The sequence below is a fragment of the Cupriavidus sp. UYPR2.512 genome (assembly GCF_000379565.1).
Taxonomy (GTDB): domain Bacteria; phylum Pseudomonadota; class Gammaproteobacteria; order Burkholderiales; family Burkholderiaceae; genus Cupriavidus.
The window spans coordinates 1-18,463 of sequence record NZ_KB902976.1 but is presented as its reverse complement, the minus strand read 5'-3'; the positions used below and the strand labels follow the sequence as shown (position 1 = coordinate 18,463).

At 65.9% G+C, this 18,463-nt stretch carries 17 protein-coding genes; 7 read left to right on the top strand and 10 right to left on the bottom strand.

Annotated elements, in window-relative coordinates; translation table 11 throughout:
* Positions 1–57: 57 nt before the first annotated feature.
* From queA to secF, 5 genes are all read left to right on the top strand, one after another.
* On the top strand, positions 58–1,128 hold the full coding sequence (gene queA, locus A3A5_RS0115685; RefSeq protein ID WP_026200824.1) for a tRNA preQ1(34) S-adenosylmethionine ribosyltransferase-isomerase QueA: 1,071 nt from the start codon (positions 58–60) through the stop codon (positions 1,126–1,128).
* 16 nt (positions 1,129–1,144) lie between these two features.
* On the top strand, positions 1,145–2,275 hold the full coding sequence (gene tgt, locus A3A5_RS0115680) for a tRNA guanosine(34) transglycosylase Tgt (protein ID WP_018311504.1): 1,131 nt from the start codon (positions 1,145–1,147) through the stop codon (positions 2,273–2,275).
* 222 nt (positions 2,276–2,497) lie between these two features.
* Positions 2,498–2,824 (top strand): preprotein translocase subunit YajC, encoded by a 327-nt coding sequence (yajC, locus tag A3A5_RS0115675; protein WP_013957943.1) that lies wholly within the window; start codon positions 2,498–2,500, stop codon positions 2,822–2,824.
* A 209-nt stretch (positions 2,825–3,033) separates the two neighbouring features.
* Positions 3,034–4,905 (top strand): protein translocase subunit SecD, encoded by a 1,872-nt coding sequence (secD, locus tag A3A5_RS0115670; RefSeq protein ID WP_026200823.1) that lies wholly within the window; start codon positions 3,034–3,036, stop codon positions 4,903–4,905.
* 40 nt (positions 4,906–4,945) lie between these two features.
* Positions 4,946–5,917, top strand: a complete 972-nt coding sequence (secF, locus tag A3A5_RS0115665) for a protein translocase subunit SecF (RefSeq protein WP_018311502.1) — start codon at positions 4,946–4,948, stop codon at positions 5,915–5,917.
* Positions 5,918–5,991: 74 nt separating this feature from the next.
* Here secF and A3A5_RS0115660 read toward each other — a convergent pair whose 3' ends face one another.
* From A3A5_RS0115660 to purB, 8 genes are all read right to left on the bottom strand, one after another.
* The gene (locus tag A3A5_RS0115660; RefSeq protein ID WP_018311501.1) at positions 5,992–6,999 is read right to left on the bottom strand and encodes a response regulator; all 1,008 of its coding nucleotides are present in this window, start codon (positions 6,997–6,999) and stop codon (positions 5,992–5,994) included.
* A complete protein-coding gene (locus A3A5_RS0115655) occupies positions 6,996–8,129 on the bottom strand; it encodes a hybrid sensor histidine kinase/response regulator (protein WP_018311500.1) in 1,134 nt (377 codons plus the stop codon). Before A3A5_RS0115655 ends, A3A5_RS0115660 begins: the two co-directional genes overlap by 4 nt.
* Before the next feature lie 6 nt (positions 8,130–8,135).
* A complete protein-coding gene (locus A3A5_RS0115650; protein WP_018311499.1) occupies positions 8,136–9,473 on the bottom strand; it encodes a sensor histidine kinase in 1,338 nt (445 codons plus the stop codon).
* 5 nt (positions 9,474–9,478) lie between these two features.
* Positions 9,479–10,882 (bottom strand): bifunctional 2-polyprenyl-6-hydroxyphenol methylase/3-demethylubiquinol 3-O-methyltransferase UbiG, encoded by a 1,404-nt coding sequence (locus A3A5_RS0115645; RefSeq protein ID WP_026200821.1) that lies wholly within the window; start codon positions 10,880–10,882, stop codon positions 9,479–9,481.
* 351 nt (positions 10,883–11,233) lie between these two features.
* Entirely contained in the window at positions 11,234–11,824 is a 591-nt protein-coding gene (locus A3A5_RS0115640; RefSeq protein ID WP_018311497.1) for a YceI family protein, read from the bottom strand.
* Between the two features lie 81 nt (positions 11,825–11,905).
* Complete coding sequence (locus A3A5_RS0115635; protein ID WP_010815070.1) at positions 11,906–12,475, bottom strand: YceI family protein; 570 nt, start codon at positions 12,473–12,475, stop codon at positions 11,906–11,908.
* 68 nt (positions 12,476–12,543) lie between these two features.
* A complete protein-coding gene (locus A3A5_RS0115630) occupies positions 12,544–13,098 on the bottom strand; it encodes a cytochrome b (RefSeq protein ID WP_018311496.1) in 555 nt (184 codons plus the stop codon).
* A 284-nt stretch (positions 13,099–13,382) separates the two neighbouring features.
* Complete coding sequence (gene purB, locus A3A5_RS0115625) at positions 13,383–14,759, bottom strand: adenylosuccinate lyase (protein WP_018311495.1); 1,377 nt, start codon at positions 14,757–14,759, stop codon at positions 13,383–13,385.
* 375 nt (positions 14,760–15,134) lie between these two features.
* On the opposite strand from purB, the gene A3A5_RS0115620 reads away from it, so the two are divergent.
* A complete protein-coding gene (locus tag A3A5_RS0115620) occupies positions 15,135–15,749 on the top strand; it encodes a glutathione S-transferase C-terminal domain-containing protein (RefSeq protein WP_018311494.1) in 615 nt (204 codons plus the stop codon).
* Positions 15,750–15,812: 63 nt separating this feature from the next.
* Here the strand turns inward: A3A5_RS0115620 and mnmA are convergent, their stop codons facing one another.
* Both mnmA and A3A5_RS0115610 read right to left on the bottom strand, forming a co-directional pair.
* The gene (mnmA, locus tag A3A5_RS0115615) at positions 15,813–16,898 is read right to left on the bottom strand and encodes a tRNA 2-thiouridine(34) synthase MnmA (protein WP_026200820.1); all 1,086 of its coding nucleotides are present in this window, start codon (positions 16,896–16,898) and stop codon (positions 15,813–15,815) included.
* On the bottom strand, positions 16,895–17,398 hold the full coding sequence (locus A3A5_RS0115610) for an NUDIX hydrolase (protein ID WP_018311492.1): 504 nt from the start codon (positions 17,396–17,398) through the stop codon (positions 16,895–16,897). Before A3A5_RS0115610 ends, mnmA begins: the two co-directional genes overlap by 4 nt.
* A 286-nt stretch (positions 17,399–17,684) precedes the next feature.
* Here A3A5_RS0115610 and A3A5_RS0115605 point away from each other — a divergent pair.
* The coding region (locus tag A3A5_RS0115605) for a hypothetical protein (protein WP_018311491.1) at positions 17,685–18,463 on the top strand (779 nt) is incomplete at its 3' end.

Genomic DNA, 18,463 nt, shown 5'->3' with positions numbered 1-18,463 from the left:
GCCGTTTTGTGCCCCGCTCCGGCCTGCATGGGGATCGCGCAGCCCCTCGCTCCCACGATGTTGACGCTTTCCGATTTCGACTTTCCGCTGCCACCAGAACTGATTGCCCAGAGCGCGCTGCCCGACCGCAGCGCGAGCCGGCTGCTGGTGGTCGAACGGCTGGCCCCCGCCGACACCGCCGACGCGGTGCGCATGGTCGACCGCGCCTTCAGCGACATCGTCGACTACCTGCGTCCCGGCGACCTGCTGGTCTTCAACGACACCCGCGTGATCAAGGCGCGCTTCTTCGGCCACAAGCCCAGCGGCGGCAAGATCGAGGTGCTGGTCGAGCGCGTGGTCGATACCCACACCGTGCTGGCCCAGGTGCGCGCCTCCAAGACCCCGGCCGAGGGCAGCACGCTGCATCTGGCCGACGACGCCTTTGCCGTCACCGTGGGCCCGCGCGTGGACCAGTTTTTCACGCTGCGCTTCCCCGAGCCGGCGCTGGACCTGATCGAGCGCTACGGCCGCCTGCCGCTGCCGCCGTATATCACGCACGACCCGGACGCCTACGACGAAACCCGCTACCAGACCGTCTACGCGCGCAGCCCCGGCGCGGTGGCCGCACCCACCGCGGGCCTGCATTTCGACGATGCGCTGTTCGCGCGGCTCGATGCCGCCGGCGTGCGGCGCGCCTTCCTGACCCTGCACGTGGGCGCCGGCACCTTCCAGCCGGTGCGCACCGAGAACCTGGCCGAGCACAAGATGCACTCGGAGTGGTACGCCGTCTCCGAAGACCTGGCCCAGGCCGTGCGCGAGACCCGCGCGCGCGGCGGCCGCGTGATCGCGGTCGGCACCACCTCGCTGCGCGCGCTGGAATCGGCCGCGCAGGCCGACGGCACGCTCGCCGCCGGCAGCGGCGACACCGATATCTTCATCACCCCCGGCTACCGCTTCCGCCTGGTCGATGCCCTGATCACCAACTTCCACCTGCCCAAGTCGACGCTGCTGATGCTGGTGTCGGCGCTGGCCGGCGTGGAAGCCATCCGCGCCGCCTACCGCCATGCGGTCGAGCAGCGCTACCGTTTCTTCAGCTACGGGGACGCCATGCTGCTGACCCGCCAGCCCGGTGCCGACACCGAGGCCTGATTTCCGACTACCCGCCATGCTCAACTTCGAACTCCTCACCACCGACGGCAACGCCCGCCGCGGCCGCGTCACGCTGAACCACGGCGTGGTCGAAACGCCGATCTTCATGCCGGTGGGCACCTATGGCTCGGTCAAGGCGATGTCGCCGCTGGAGCTCAATGAAATCGACGCGCAGATCATCCTGGGCAACACCTTCCACCTGTGGCTGCGCCCCGGGCTGGACGTGGTCAACGCCCACGAGGGCCTGCACCGCTTTATCGGCTGGGACAAGCCGATCCTGACCGATTCCGGTGGCTTCCAGGTGTTTTCGCTCGGCGATCTGCGCAAGATCACCGAAGATGGCGTCACGTTCGCATCTCCGGTCAATGGCGACAAGCTCTTCCTGTCGCCCGAGATCTCGATGCAGATCCAGCGCACGCTGAACTCCGACATCGTGATGCAGTTCGACGAATGCACGCCATATGAGATCGATGGCCGCCCCGCCACGCATGAAGAAGCCGCCAAGTCGATGCGCATGAGCCTGCGCTGGGCCAAGCGCTCGCGCGACGAGTTCGAGCACCTGGCCAACCCCAACGCGCTGTTCGGCATCGTCCAGGGCGGCATGTACGAAGACCTGCGCGACGAATCGCTGGCAGGCCTGTCCGAACTGGATTTCCACGGCTTTGCCATCGGCGGGCTGTCGGTGGGCGAGCCCAAGGAAGATATGATGCGCGTGCTCGAGCACGTGGCGCCGCGCCTGCCGGCCAACAAGCCGCACTACCTGATGGGCGTGGGCACGCCCGAGGACCTGGTCGCCGGCGTCGCCGCCGGGGTGGATATGTTCGACTGCGTGATGCCCACCCGCAACGCGCGCAATGGCTGGCTCTTCACCCGCTTCGGCGACGTCAAGATCAAGAACGCGGCGCACCGCAACGACCCGCGCCCGCTGGATGAATGCTGCGCCTGCTACACCTGCCGCAACTTCTCGCGCGCCTACCTGCACCACCTGCATCGCGTGGGCGAGATCCTTGGCGCGCGCCTGAATACCATCCACAACCTGCACTACTACCTGCAGCTGATGCGCGAGATGCGCGAAGCCATCGAGCACCACCGCTTTGCCGACTTCCGCCGCCAGTTTGCGGCCGACCGCGCCCGCGGCACGCGGTGACAACGCCGGCTGGCGCGAACTTTTGCGCTGCCGGCGGTCGAATAGCCGGGTTATCCGGAGGCGACCCGAGATCCGCAGCGCCCGGCCATGCCGACCCCTGCCGCAAGTTGCCCCGAGCGCACCCGAACAAACCCGTATTCCGCCCTAGAATGCCAAGGGCGGGCGGAATGCGAATGGTAGAATGCTCGATTATTTGACTGACTTTTGTGACGGAGAAACAACGTGCTGATTTCTAACGCATTTGCCCAGACCGCCGGAGCCGGCGGCGCGGCTGGCGGCCTGATGAGCTTCCTGCCCATCATCCTGATGTTTGGCGTGCTGTGGTTCATCATGATCCGCCCGCAGATGAAGCGCCAGAAGGAAGCCAAGGCAATGCTCGAAGCACTGGCCAAGAACGATGAAGTCGTGACCGCCGGCGGCATCCTGGGCAAGGTGACCAAGGTCACCGACCAGTATGTCAGCCTGGAAATCGCCGAAGGCACTGAAATCACCGTGCAGAAAAGTGCCGTGACCACCGTGCTGCCCAAGGGCTCGCTCAAGGCGCTCTGATCTCCGGATCGCACACGCGACTCCCGCCTTTGTCTTTTCCGGCATGCCCGTTCGCGCATGCCCCGGCAGCCGCCTGATCCAGCCCGACGAAGCCCACGTGGCTTCGATCCGTGGCTGCCAGGCGGCTGTTTGCCAAACCGGTTCGGCCCCGCCGACGTGGTGCGCCACGCCAGCGCCGGCCCCGCCAACCGCTGAATGACTGGCCCGAGATGAATCGTTATCCGCTTTGGAAATACCTCGTGATCCTGGTGGCCCTGGCCATCGGCATCATCTATACCTTGCCGAACTTCTTCGGCGAGGCGCCCGCCGTGCAGGTGTCCTCGGGCAAAGCCACGGTCAAGGTCGACCTGTCGATGCAGAAGCAGGTCGAAGAGATCCTGGCGCAGAGCCAGCTGCGGCCTGACGGCGTCTTCTTCGATATTTCCGGCCAGTCCGGCTCGGTCAAGGCGCGCTTCAGCACCACCGACGAGCAGCTCAAGGCCAAGGACGTGCTGTCGCGCACGCTGAATCCCGATGCGGCCAACCCCACCTACGTGGTGGCGCTGAACCTGCTGTCGGGTTCGCCACGCTGGCTGACCGCCATGCACGCGCTGCCGATGTACCTGGGCCTGGACCTGCGCGGCGGCGTGCACTTCCTGCTGCAAGTCGACATGAAGGGCGCCGTCGACAAGAAGCTCGACAGCCTGGCCGGCGACGCGCGCACGCTGCTGCGCGACAAGAGCATCCGCCACGGCGGCATCGACCGCGACGGCGAGCGCCTGACAGTGCGCTTCAACAACGCCGAGGACGCCGGCCGCGCCCGCCCCCTGCTGGCCGACAACCTGCGTGAAGTCGCCTTTGCGATGGACGGCAACAATATCGTCGGCACCTTCACCGAAGCCGCCCGCAAGGCCGTGCAGGACGCCGCGGTCAAGCAGAACATCACCACGCTGCACAACCGCGTGAACGAGCTTGGCGTGGCCGAGCCGGTCATCCAGCAACAAGGCGCCGACCGCATCGTGGTACAGCTGCCGGGCGTGCAGGACACCGCCAAGGCCAAGGACATCATCGGCCGTACCGCCACGCTGGAAGCGCGCCTGGTCGACAACGACGCCCCGCGCAGCCCGCGCCCGGGCGACCCGATCCCGTTCGGCAGCGAGCTCTTCACGCAAGGCAACGGCGCCCCCGTGGTGCTCAAGAAGCAGGTCATCTTCACCGGCGACCGCATTGAAAGCGCCTCCGCCGGCTTCGACCAGAACCAGCATCCTTCGGTCAACATCAAGCTCGACGCCCAGGGCGGCCGCGTGCTGCGCGACGTCTCGCGCGAGAACCTGAAGAAGCCGATGGCGATCGTGCTGTTCGAAAAGGGCAAGGGCGAAGTGCTGACGGTGGCGACGATCCAGTCCGAACTGGGCTCCAGCTTCCAGATCACCGGCTCCTACTCCACCGAGGCCGCCAACGACCTCGCACTGCTGCTGCGTGCCGGCTCGCTGGCCGCGCCGATGGAGATCATTGAAGAGCGCACCATCGGCCCGTCGCTGGGCGCGGACAACATCCAGAAGGGTTTTGACTCGGTCGCCTACGGCTTTGCCGCGATCGCCGTGTTCATGGTCCTGTACTACATGCTGTTCGGCGTGTTCTCGGTATTTGCGCTGGGAGTGAACCTGCTGCTGCTGATCGCGGTGCTGTCGATGCTGCAGGCCACGCTGACGCTGCCGGGCATTGCCGCGATCGCGCTGGTGCTGGGCATGGCCATCGACGCCAACGTGCTGATCAACGAGCGCATCCGCGAAGAGCTGCGCGCGGGCGCGTCGCCGCAGATGGCGATCGCGGTTGGTTTCGACCGCGCCTGGGCCACCATCCTGGACTCCAACGTGACCACGCTGATCGCCGGCCTGGCACTGCTGGCCTTTGGTTCGGGCCCGGTGCGCGGCTTTGCCGTGGTGCACTGCCTGGGCATCCTGACCTCGATGTTCTCGGCGGTGTTCTTCAACCGCGGCCTGGTCAACCTCTGGTACGGCCGCAAGAAGAAGCTGCAGAGCGTGGCCATCGGCCAGATCTGGAAGCCGGGCAACACCACCGACACGCCGGTCGCCAAGTAAGGCGAGCAGCAACAACTAGCAGTACAGAACAGGATTCAACATGGAATTCTTCCGCATCCGGCGCGACATTCCGTTCATGAAGCACGCGTTGGTCTTCAACGTGATCTCCTTCCTGACGTTTGCCGCGGCCGTGTTCTTCCTCTGGCACAAGGGCCTCCACCTGTCGATCGAATTCACCGGCGGCACGGTGATGGAGGTCAGCTACCAGCAGGCGGCCGACCTGGAAAAGATCCGCGGCCAGGTGGGCAAGCTGGGCTATACCGACGTGCAGGTGCAGAATTTCGGCACCTCGCGCGACGTGATGATCCGCCTGCCGCTGCAGAAGGGCCCGGAGGGCAAGCCCGTCACCTCGGCCCAGCAGAGCGAGCAGGTGATGGGCGCGCTGCAGGCAGCGTCGCCTGAGGTCAAGCTGCAACGGGTGGAGTTCGTCGGCCCGCAGGTGGGCAAGGAGCTGGCTACCGATGGCCTGCTGGCGCTCTTGTGCGTGGTGGCCGGCATCATGATCTACCTGTCGTTCCGCTTCGAATGGAAGTTCGCGGTGGCGGGCATCATCGCCAACCTGCACGACGTGGTCATCATCCTGGGCTTCTTCGCCTACTTCCAGTGGGAGTTCTCGCTGTCGGTGCTGGCGGCCGTGCTGGCGGTGCTGGGCTACTCGGTGAACGAATCCGTGGTGATCTTCGACCGGGTCCGCGAGAATTTCCGCAAGTTCCGCAAGATGAGCACGCACGAGGTCATTGACAGCGCGATCACCGGCACCATCTCGCGCACCATCATCACCCACGGCTCGACCCAGATGATGGTGCTGTCGATGTTCTTCTTCGGCGGCCCCACGCTGCACTACTTTGCCCTGGCGCTGACAGTTGGCATTCTGTTCGGCATCTACTCGTCGGTGTTCGTGGCCGCGGCGCTGGCGATGTGGCTGGGCGTCAAGCGCGAGGACCTGGTCAAGGGCGACAAGAAGGGCGACTCGACCGACCGCAACGACCCCAACTACGGCGCGCAGGCCTGACCCCTGCCCTGCCGGCCAAACAGAACGGCGCCCCGCGGGGCGCCGTTTTTCATGGCTGCAAAGTCTGGGAAATTTCAGGCCGGCATCGAGAACCGCTCGATCCACGCCGCCAGCCGGTCGGCCGCGAAGGCCTCGCTGCGCGGGCATGCGCGGCACACCACGGTGCTGCCGTCGCGCGCAAACTGCAGCGCGCCGCCAGCCTCTTCCAGCCACAGCAGGCTGGCCAGCCAGGCCGAGTGCTGCGCCGACACGGGTGCGCCGATCGGCTGCGCGAGGAACTCCGCCAGCGTGGCCGGCGCGGTCCACACCACGGTGTCGCCGTCGCGGCGCACCACCTCGCTGCCCAGCGCATCGACAATCACTGCCGCGGCATCGGCAGCGCCCCGGCCGGCATTGGCACCGCGCAGGCCGGCCAGGCGCGTAGCCACGGCATGGCCGAAGCTGCCGCTGCGCTCGGCCTCTGCGCGCACCAGGTCGGCGTAGTCCATGCGCTGCCAGTCCGGCTCGACGCTGCCCGCGCCGGCCAGGTCGACTGCCGCGAGGTAGGTTTCGACCGGCTGGAACCGGCCCGGCCCGATCAGGCTGGCACACAGCGCATGCACCATGCCGATGCGCGAGGCCACGGTCTGGGTCTGCAGCACGGACAGCTTCTCACGCAGCAGCTGGTCGCGTTCCTTGCGCAGGCCGGACATTTCCAGCGCCTGCTTCAGCTCCATGCGCAGCGCGGTAATGTCCCACGGCTTCTTGATGTAGCGGTGGATCTGCCCCTGGTTGACCGCCTCGACGGTCTGGTCGAGCTCTGAATACGCGGTGGTCAGGATGCGCACGATATGCGGGTAGCGCTCGCGCGCGTAGCGCAGCAGTTCATTGCCATACTCGCCCGGCATGCGCTGGTCCGACACCAGTACCGCCAGGCTGCCTGCGTGGGCATCAAGCAATGCCTTGCCCTCTTCAACGGAGCCGCCGGTGGCCACCGGTGCCAGCGCCCCGATGGCACGCTGGAAATACTTGACTGCAGTCGCTTCGTCATCGACGAACAGAATCGCCGGGGGTGGTGCCTGCGTGGCATTCGGTTCGGTCATCGGTCACTCCTATGCTTTCGACTCTTGAAACTTGGAAAGTCCAGCGTCACCGTCGTGCCGGCACCGGATGCGGATTCGATCCGTATGCCGCCGCCAAACGACTGCATGACACGGTTGCAGAAAATCATGCCCAGGCCGCTGCCGCCGGCACTGGCGTGGGTGGTGACAGGGTCGACCAGCAGCCGCTCCATCACTTCCGGCGGAATGCCCGGCCCGTTGTCGCAGATGCGGATTTCCGGGCGCGGCTGCGCCACCACCACAAAGCGCAACGCCGGCGTGCCGACACTGCCCAGCGCCCGCAGGGCGTTGCTCATCACCGAGGAGAGCACCAGCGCCACGCAGTTGGGCAGCGTCTGCACCGGGAAATCGCCATGCATCTCCACCTGCACCCAGCTGCGCTGGTCGCCCGCGAACGGGTAGCTGTCCAGCAGCGAAGTAACCAGCGTGCCAGCGCTGACCTCGGTGCCGGCATCGGGCCGTGCCGGCCTGCTGCCGGCACTGTTGCGCACTGACTGCAGGAACGATGACAGCACCGCCAGGCAATACTGGGCGTTGTCGTACATGGCGCTGGCCGCCTGGCCGATCTCGGCCTGGCGCTGCGCACTGTATTCGCCGGCGACACGCCCGCGGATGCCGTGGGCAAAGTTGGCAATCGCCGCCAGCGGCGTGTTCAGCTCGTGCGCCAGGAAAGCCAGCGTCTCGTCGATCGCCATCAGCCGGTGCTGGCGCAGGGTGCGCTCGCGGTGGCGCTCGGCGGCGCTTGCCAGCACCTCGCGCAGGTCGGCCACGCTCAGCGGCTTTTCCAGGATGCGGAAGACTTCGCCGCTGTTGACGGTTTCCAGCAGCACGTCCTTGTCGGCATAGGCCGTGACCAGGATGCGCACGATCTGCGGGTATTGCTGCGCCACCTGGCGCAGCAGCTGGCCGCCGTCGCGCCCGGGCATGCGGAAGTCGGTCACCAGCACCGCCACGCGGGCAGGGTCCGCGCGCAGCACCGCCAGGGCCTCGTCGGCGCCGTCTGCCACCAACACCTCGTAGTCGCCGCCGGCGGCCCGGGCGAAATACTTGCGCGCCATCTCCTCGTCGTCGACATAGAGAACGGCAAGCCGTGCCTGCTTCGCTTCACTCATGGCTGGTTACTCCGCACGCGGCAGGTCAAAGCTGAACGCGGTCCACTGGCCCAGTTCGCTCTCGGCATACAGCTGCCCGCCGTGGCGTTCCACCACCGCGTAGCTGATCGACAGGCCCAGGCCAAGCCCCTGACCCACCTCGCGCGTGGTGAAGAACGGCTCGAACACGCGCGCCAGGTTTTCCTGGGGGATGCCCGGGCCGTTGTCGCGCACCATGACGTGCAGGCGGTGGTTGTCCCAGCGGGCCGTGGTATGAATCGCCGGCGCGGCCGTGCCCGCCTTGCGCATGGCCAGCGCGGCATTCGAGAACAGGTTGATCAGCACGCCGATGATGGCCGCCTCGTCGCCCAGCACCAGGGTGTCGCCAGGCAGTTCGCGGCTGAGGCTGACGCCGCGCAGCTCATGCGCGGTCAGGCGGATCGACGAATCGAGCGCCTTCTCGAACAGGAACGGCGTGCCTTCCACCTCGGCGCCCGGCTTGCGGTAGGCAAAGGTCTTGAGGTCGGAGACGATATGCTGGATGCGCTGCATCCCCTGCTTGGCGTCGACCAGGCACTCTTCCAGCGAAGGATTCTCCTTGGCCTGCGGCTCTTCCATCGCCACCTCGATCGCCATCAGGCAGAAGTTGACCGGGTTGTTCACCTCGTGCAGCAGCCCGGCCGCCAGCGTACCGATGGCGGCCATCTTCTCCTGCTGCAGCATCTGGCCCTTGATGTCGGCCAGCCGGCGGTTGGTGTCGGCAAGCTCATCGTTCTTGTGCGCCAGCTCTTCCTTGAGTCGGATCAGGTGGAAGTGGCCGCGCTCGTTCATGAACGTGTAGACCGCGCTGGCCACGATCGAAAACATGATGAACAGCGAATTGACGATGAAGTGAGCACGCTGCGCCAGGCCATCGGGATGGATCAGGCAGGCGCCCAGGTAGAGCAGGTAAGTGACCACGCCGAAGCCGATGGTCTGCCACAGGCCCATGGGCATGGCGATGCCGACCGCGAAGATGACAAGGTTCAGCCCGGCATAGTAGATGGACGACGCGCCGTCGGTGGTGGCGATCATCCATGTGATCATCATCTGCGGCAGCAGCAGCCAGGCCAGCGTGAGCGGCTGCACGAAGCGCCGGCTGGCCTGGTTGGCCAGCAGCAGAAAGATCAGCCCGATCAGGACCGAGACCACCAGGCGGGCGACAAAGAACTGCAGCTGGTGGCTGGGATAGATCCCGTAGTCAAGCCCGACGCCGGCCATCACCAGCACGATGGCCGTCAGCGCGCCCGCCCGGCTCGAGACCAGGCGAAACTCGCGCAGGTCAGCCTCATACGGGGAATACCTGCTCGCAGTCCGTTTCAGCATGGTGGTCAGGCCTTGGCCGGATCAGTCACGATCGCTTCCACAAACACGTTGACGCCGGTCGGGTCGACGTAGGTGCGACCGTCGCGCGTATTGGACGGCAGCAACGACTGCATGCCGGCCTCATCGCGGTAGATCAGGTACCACTCCAGCATATGTTCCATGCTGTACCGTTCCGGGTTGTCAACGTGGACGTTTGTCGCCAGGATGCGCCCCTCGGGATGGGTGCGCGTGGAGAAATAGCTCAGGAGGCGCGCGCAGACGCGGTCGGACAGGTAGTCGAACAGGCCGGCGCAATAGACCCCGTCGAACTCGCGCAGCGACGGATCGTGGTCAATCCGGCGCTTGAGCAGTTCGTGCACCGAGTGGTGGACATATTCCACCTCGATCTTCGCGTTCGCCTTGCGGCAGCTTTCTTCGATGCGCTCGCGGGCGTACTCCAGCGTTTCCTGGCTGAAATCGAGCAACTGGAACGACAGCCAGTGCGGCTCCGGGTACTCGGTAATGAAGCGGTTGATCTCGACCGCCGGGCCGCAGCCCACGTTGAGCAGCCGGAACGGCTTGCCCGCGGCACGGGCCTGGTCGGCCATGCGCACCAGGAAATCGACCAGCAGGTCGATGCGGTTGCGGTGGGCGGCGGCCACGGACGACTGCAGGAACGTTGCGTTGACGATCTGGAAATAGGTGGTGGGGCCCTGGCGCGGATCCGACAGGATCTGGTTGACCATCTCGTAGTCGCCGGCATAGCCGAGCGGCTTGGTATAGGTCCGGAACACGAACGGCGAGCGCAGCAGCAAGGGATGCAGCGCCGCTTGCGTGAAGGTGCGGTGCATCACGGTGTCCTCTTCCGGCACGTGCGCGGCTTCGCCGTCGAGCCGCGCGGAATATTCACGGATCTTCAGTGCGATCGGGGTGGCCAGCTCCTCGAATACGTCCATGCGCAGCGTGTCGCCTTCCTTGGGCAGCGTGCTGGTCATGTCGACCTGCTCCACCCAGCGCGACACCTCGGACAGGAACGCGCGCATTTCATTGACCACGATCTGGTAGTCGGGCCGGATATTGAAGCGCTCATTCCAGTCCTGCACGAACCGCTGCGACTCGCGCGCGACCGATTTGGGCTCGTTGTCCAGGTTGCTCAGCTCCAGCCACTCGTCGATCAGCGTCAGCGACACCACCGCGGTCAGGCCGGTGTTCACCAGGCTCATGACCACGGCCTTGCCGAGGTAGGCATTCTTCGAGCCCATGCGGACGCTGAGTTCGCTCAGCACCTCGCTGACCTGCACGATCGAATACGGGTTGTAGATTTCCATCACCAGGGACTTTCTCTGGAGATTGACAATCGTGCCCCGCACCTGCTCACCCTGCGAGTTGCGGAAACTAACTACCGGATCGATTTGCGTTTTGGAATACACGGTATTGCGCCAGGGAAAACCGAGAAACGCTGCGGGCCATACAGCCAGGGCGGAACGGCCGGGTACAGCATGAGGGGCGAGGGGGTCGCGGGGGTGGCTACCGGTATCGGGACATGCAGCGAATGCTCATAGTGATGCGCTTTAGCCGGTTGCGGGCATGGCTGCCCCCGCCATGGCAGGAGTAGCAACGCCCCGATCAAAGAGGGATTGCCGCGGGCCATTGTACTGTGCCCGTCGCGGGTCGTACAACCAAGTGCCCTGGCGGGCGCCTGAATGAAGCCGGACAACAAAAAAAAGGCCGGCATGGCCGGCCTTGTCAGCTTGGCAGCCCGGCGCAGCGGGCTGGCACGCTCAGTCCGCGCGCACGCCTTCCACCTGGATAGCGAGCTTGACCTCGGGCTTGAAGCCCATTTTCACGCCATAGTCCAGGCCGAAGTCGGCACGGTTGAAATGGCCCACGGCGTCGGCGCCGCAGGCTTCGCGCTTGAGCATCGGGTGCTGGATGCACTTGAAGTCGCGGATTTCCAGCTTGACCGGCTTGGACACGCCGCGCAGCGTCAGCACGCCGTCAACCTCGGTCGGCACGTCGCCCTTGAACTTGGAGAACTTGCCCTTGTAGACGGCCTCGGGGAAGGCTTCCACGTCGAACATGTCCGGGCCCTTGGCGTGCTGGTTCAGCTTGGCATTGCCGAAATCGATCGAAGCCGGGTCGATCTTGACCTCGACCGCGCCCGCCTTGGCGGCACGGTCCAGCGTGACCACGCCGCTGGACTTTTCGAACTTGCCGCGCCAGGTCGACAGGCCGCCCAGGTGGTCGGCCTCGAAGCTCGGGTAGGTGTGGGTCGGATCGAGGTTGTACGTCACGGTATTGGCCGAAGCCACGCCGAAAGCGGCAGTTGCGGAAATGGCCGCGACGGCGGCAACGAGGAAACGCAGTTTCATGGAATCTCCCGACAAATCAGGTTGGGGCGGAACGTTCTCAGGAACGCCTCGGGTACGTCAGCGGAATGCCGGCCTTGCTTCTTACTTCTTGGCCAGCACGATACGGAATTTGATCTGCACGTCGTCGGCCACCACGGAAGTGTCCTTCCATTCGCCGTCGCCGATATTGAAGACAGTGCGCTTGATCGGCAGGGCGCCCTCGAACACCTGGACGGCGCCTTCCTGACGGTAGGTGGCGGGCACCACCACGTCCACGGTCTTGCCCTTGATGGTCAGCTTGCCGGCCACGTCGTACTTGCCCGGCGTGCCGTTCTTGATGCTGGTGGACTGGAACACGGCCTTGGGGTACTTGGCGGCGTCAAACCAGTCCTTGCCCTTCACTTCCTTGGTGGTCTCGGCGTCGCCGATCTCGAAGCTGGACACATCGATCTCGACCTTGGCCGACGAGGTCGCCAGCTTGGCCGGGTCGAAGCTGACCGCGGCATCGAACTTCCTGAACTTGCCTTCCATCGGCACGCCGATCTGGCGCGCGACCGCGGTCACCGAGCTCTTGGCGGCGTCGACCTGCGCCCAGGCCAGGTTGGCGGCGATGCCGGAGGCGGCCAGGACGGCGGCGATGACGAGCGAGCCGCGGCGGGAATTGCGTTTCATCTCAAAAAACTCCTGTCAGGGTCGGCGCAGCGCGCCGCGGTACGGAAAAAGTTGGCCGGGGCGGCGCCTCAGCGCAGGAACGGCAGCATCCGGCCCAGCGTGCCGTCGCGGTCGACGAACTGGTGCTTGAGCGCCGCCGCCGCATGGACAACGACCACCGCCGCCATCAGGTAGTTCAGCCAGATATGGACAAATTTCAGTACTTCTTTCAGTTCGTCGTTCTTTTCCAGCAGCGCCGGCATCTTCCACAGGCCCAGGTAGACCACCGGCACGCCCGCGGCCGAGCTGTACAGGTAGCCACTGATTGGCACGATCACGATCAGCAGGTACAGCAGGTGGTGGGCGCCGGCCGCGGCCCTGGCCTGCCAGGCCGGCGTGCCGGGCGCCACCGGCGGTGCCGCATGGGTAGCACGCCACAACACGCGCAGCGCGGCAACCGCGAAGATCGTCACGCCCAGCCACTTGTGCCAGGAGTAGAGCTTGAGCTTGGTCGGCGTCAGCCCCGGAATGCCGGTCATGTACAGGCCGAGCCCGAACGCGGCAAAGATCGCCAGCGCAATGACCCAGTGCAAGGCGATCGCGGTGGCACCGTAGCCGGTGGGGGCATTGGCAGTAGAACGCATCGGATTCCTCTCGCCCGCGCAGGAGCGTTTCACAATTTTGGGGAAGGCATCGGCGGGGACTGGCCCGCCCGTGCGCTTACGATTCTCGCATTATTGCCGCGGGCTGTGCGCCGATGAAGGACAGTACTTAATTAAGTTATTCAAATGCTTTGAAGTGACATTCTGTCGCAAGCGGCACAAAGCCGCAGCGCCCTGCCCCCACCTGGCTGCATCAGAAAAGCAAAAAGCCATCCTGGCGGATGGCTTTTGCGGAACGTCGCCCGGTTCAGGGGCGGAATATGGCGTCAGATACGCTCGGCCAGCACCACGGCCTTGCCGATATAGCTGGCGGGCGTCATGTCCAGCAGCAGCTTCTTGGCGTCGTCGGGGATCGCCAGGCCGTTGATGAAGGTCTGCAGCGCCTCGCGCGAGATACCCTTGCCGCGGGTCAGCTCCTTGAGCTGCTCGTACGGGTTGGGCACGCCGAAGCGGCGCATCACGGTCTGCACCGGCTCGGCCAGCACCTCCCAGCAGTTGTCCAGGTCTTCGTCCAGGCGCTCGGGGTTGGTTTCCAGCTTGCCCAGACCGCGCAGGCAGGCCTCATAGGCCAGCAGGCTGTAGCCGAAGGCCACGCCGATATTGCGCAGCACGGTCGAATCGGTCAGGTCGCGCTGCCAGCGCGACAGCGGCAGCTTCTCGGACAAGTGGCGCAGGACCGCGTTGGCCAGGCCCAGGTTGCCTTCGGAGTTCTCGAAGTCAATCGGGTTGACCTTGTGCGGCATGGTCGACGAGCCGATTTCGCCGGCCTTGGTCTTCTGCTTGAAATAGCCCAGCGAGATATAGCCCCAGACGTCGCGGTTCAGGTCGAGCAGGATGGTGTTGGCGCGGGCGATCGCGTCAAACAGCTCGGCCATGTAATCGTGCGGCTCGATCTGGATGGTGTACGGATTGAAGGCCAGGCCCAGGCGGGTCTCGATCACCTGCTTCGAGAAGGCTTCCCAGTCGAAGGCCGGGTAGGCCGACAGGTGGGCGTTGTAGTTGCCCACCGCACCGTTCATCTTGCCCAGCAGTTCGACCTGCTCGATGCGCTGGATCGCGCGCGCCAGGCGCGCGGCCACATTGGCCATTTCCTTGCCCAGCGTGGTCGGGCTGGCCGGCTGGCCGTGGGTGCGCGACAGCATCGGCTGCGCGGCATTGAGCCTGGCCAGCTCCACCAGGCGGGCGTGCACGCGCTTGAGCGCCGGCACCACCACGCCCTCGCGGGCGCCCTTGAGCATCATGCCGTGCGAGGTGTTGTTGATGTCTTCCGAGGTGCAGGCGAAGTGGATGAACTCGCTGGCGGCTTCCAGCTCGGCATTGCCCTTGACCTGCTCCTTGAGCCAGTACTCGACCGCCTTGACGTCATGGTTGGTGACGGCCTCGATTTCCTTGATGCGGGCGGCATCGGCCTCGCTGAACTTGTCCACCAGCGCCAGCAGCGCGGCCTCGGAGGCAGCCGAGAACTTGGGCATGTCGGGCAGGCCGGCCTGCGCCAGCGCGATCAGCCAGTGCACCTCGACCTTGACGCGGTTGCGCATGAAAGCGGCCTCGGACAGCCATTCGCGCAGCGCATCGGCCTTGGCGGCGTAACGGCCATCGATCGGGGACAGGGCGGTGAGCGGCGAAAGCGAAGAGGAGGTCATGCTGGAAACCGGGAAAAGGGAGGCAGTGGAAGAAGGCGACGAACAAGGAGCGCCGCGGGGGCTGGCGCTGTCAGCGTTGGCGGCGGGAGGGACCGAAAAAGCGATCTTATGCGGCCTGATGCGTCCAAAACGCTGTGCCGGCAGGCCCGCCGGCGCTGCGCAACGCGGGATTTTACCACCCCTGCCCCGGCTCCGGGCAGCGGTAAAGCGCCGCCGCGGGGCATCGGTGCGCAAGCCCGCATTCGCCATGGACCACGGGTATACTCGCGCACGCCGTTCCAGTAGCCTGTTATGAAGTGCATCGGGCAAGCCGCGCGCCCCACCGCCGCTGCCACAGAGCGACGATGCACTTCATAACAAGCTCAAGGGGAGAACATGAAGCTGTATGCATCCCGGACCAGTCCCTACGCGCGCAAGGTGCGCGTGGTGATGGCGGAGAAAAAGATCGAGTGCCAGCTCATCGAAGAGGATGTCTGGTCACCCGAGACCAGGATCGGCCAGTTCAACCCGCTCGGCAAAGTGCCGTGCCTGGTCATGGAAGACGGCGGCGCGATCTACGATTCGCGCGTGATCGCCGAGTATGTCGACACATTGACGCCGGTGAGCCGGATGATCCCGCAGGGCGGCCGCGAACGCCTGGAAGTCCGCTGCTGGGAGGCGCTGGCCGACGGCCTGCTCGACGCTGCGCTGCTGGTGCGCCTGGAGGCAACCCAGCGCGAACCGCATGAACGCAGCGAGCGCTGGGTGCAGCGCCAGCGCGGCAAGATCGACGCGGCGCTGGTGGCCATGGCGCACGGCCTGGCCGACCGCCCCTTCTGCACCGGCACGCACTATTCGCTGGCCGATGTGGCGGTGGGCTGCGCGCTGTCCTACCTGGACTTCCGCTTTCCCGAGATCGCCTGGCGCGAGCGCCATCCCAACCTGGCGGCGCTGGAGGAAAAGCTGTCCAAGCGCCAGTCGTTTATCGATACGGAACCGCCGCGCGGCTGATCCCCAGCGGCCGATAAGAAAACACCCGCCTCGAGCGGGTGTTTTTGCTTGCAGCGGCAGCGCTCACTGGATGATGCCGCCGCCCAGGCAGATGTCGCCGTCATACAGGACCGCCGACTGGCCGGGCGTAACCGCCCATTGCGCCTCGGCAAACCCGAGCGTCAGCGCATCGCCGTCCACCGCCTGTACCGTGCAGCCCGCATCGCTCTGGCGGTAGCGCGTCTTGGCCGCCATCGCCGCGCCCGCGGCAGGCGGCTCGCCGGCCACCCAGGACAGGTCCGACGCGGTCAGCATCGGCGTCAGCAGCCATGGGTGCTCGTGGCCCTGCACCACGTAAAGTGTATTGTTCGCCATATCCTTGCGCGCCACGTACCAGGCGTCGCCGTTGCCGTCGCGGCTGCCGCCCAGGCCGATGCCCTTGCGCTGGCCCAGCGTGTAGAAGGCCAGGCCGATATGCTCGCCAACGACCTTGCCCTCGGGCGTCTTCATCGGGCCCGGCTTGGTCGGCAGGTAGCGGTTCAGGAAATCGCGGAACGGGCGCTCACCGATAAAGCAGATGCCGGTGGAGTCCTTCTTTTTCGCGTTCGGCAGGCCGATCTCGGCGGCGATCTCGCGCACCCGCGTCTTTGGGATCTCGCCCAGCGGGAACAGCGTGCGCGACAGCTGCGCCTGGTTCAGCCGGTGCAGGAAGTAGCTCTGGTCCTTGGTATGGTCCAGCGCCTTGAGCAGCTCGAACCGGCCGGCCGCGTTCTGCCGCACGCGCGCATAGTGGCCGGTGGCGATGGTTTCCGCCCCCAGCGACATGGCATGGTCCAGGAAGGCCTTGAACTTGATCTCGGCATTGCACAGCACGTCCGGGTTGGGCGTGCGGCCGGCGGAGTATTCGCGCAGGAAGTCGGCGAAGACCCGGTCCTTGTACTCGGCGGCAAAGTTGACCGCCTCCACGTCGACGCCGATCAGGTCGGCCACCGACACCACGTCCAGCCAATCCTGGCGCGTGGAGCAGTACTCGCTGTCGTCATCGTCTTCCCAGTTCTTCATGAACAGGCCGATGACCTCGTAGCCCTGCTGCTTGAGCAGCCACGCGGTGACGGACGAGTCGACTCCGCCCGACATGCCCACGACGACACGTTTCCCGGCACCACTCACGGCTGTGCTCCCAGCGGGACGGCCGCGGCCAGCGCCGACGGGTGCGTGTACAAGGCGTCCAGCGCAAAGCGCTTGCCGGCCAGGTAGTCGTTGACGCAGGCCATCACCAGCGGCGAACGGTGGCGTTCCGGGCAGGCACGCAGTTCTTCCGCGCTCATCCAGACCGTGCGCACGATGCCGGTGTCGAGCTGGCGGCCGGCGTCGAGCGAGCCCAGGTCGCCGGTAAAGGCAAAGCGCACATAGGTCACATCGGTGCCGGTGCGCGACGACAGCGAACGGCCCATGTAGCAGCCCAGCAGCGCGCGCGGCTCAAAGGTGTGCGCGGTCTCTTCCAGGGTTTCGCGGATCACGGCGCGGATCAGGCTCTCGCCCGGGTCCAGGTGCCCGGCGGGCTGGTTCAGGCGCAGCCCGTCGGCGGTTTCCTCTTCGACCAGCAGGAAGCGGCCGCCGCGTTCGATCACGGCGGCAACGGTCACGCTGGCATTCCAGTCACTTGACATGATGCTCAATTTTTAGGCAATCCCGCATTCTACCGGTTGCGGGCCCATCGTGCAGCGCCGCCGACCCGCCCTGGCCCCCGGCCGGTAAGCCCGGCTGGTGCTGAAATGCCAGCTGCAACTCCCCCTTTGGCGGTCGCCGCAAAAGCCGACCGGCCGGTCACCATTGAACGTCAGATTCCTGTAAGCTGCGAAAAATTGTTGCGCTGCGGCTTAAGCCTGCAGCGCGCACGGGCCAGACGTCGGTCCGCCCAACCAGACAAGACGCCAGCTAAAGGAGAAATTGACGATGTACATCGGCATCCCGCAGGAGACGCGGGCCGGCGAGACTCGCGTCGCCGCCACCCCGGAGACAGTCAAGAAGTACGTCGCCCAGGGCCACAAGGTGGTCGTGCAGGCCGGCGCCGGCGTAAGCGCCAGCCAGCCCGACGGTGCGTATGAGGCGGTCGGCGCCACCATCGGCACCGCAGCCGAAGCACTGGGCGCCCAGCTGGTGCTCAAGGTGCGCGCACCGGACGCCGCCGAACTGGCGCAGATGAAGCCAGGCGCCGTACTGGTCGGCATGCTCAATCCCTTTGACGCCGAGAACAACGCGCGCATGTCCGCCGCGAACATCACCGCCTTTGCCCTGGAAGCCGCGCCGCGCACCACGCGCGCGCAGAGCATGGACGTGCTGTCGTCGCAGGCGAACATCGCCGGCTACAAGGCCGTGCTGGTCGCCGCGCATCACTACCAGCGCTTCATGCCGATGCTGATGACCGCCGCCGGCACCGTCAAGGCCGCACGCGTGCTGATCCTGGGCGCGGGCGTCGCCGGCCTGCAGGCCATCGCCACGGCCAAGCGGCTGGGCGCGGTGATCGAGGCCTCCGATGTGCGCCCCGCGGTCAAGGAGCAGATCGAATCGCTCGGCGCCAAGTTCCTCGACGTGCCCTTCCTCACCGATGAAGAGCGCGAGATCGCCCAGGGCGTGGGCGGCTATGCCCGCCCGATGCCGCCGGACTGGATGAAGCGCCAGGCCGAGCTGGTGCACCAGCGCGCCGTCCAGGCCGACATCGTCATCACCACCGC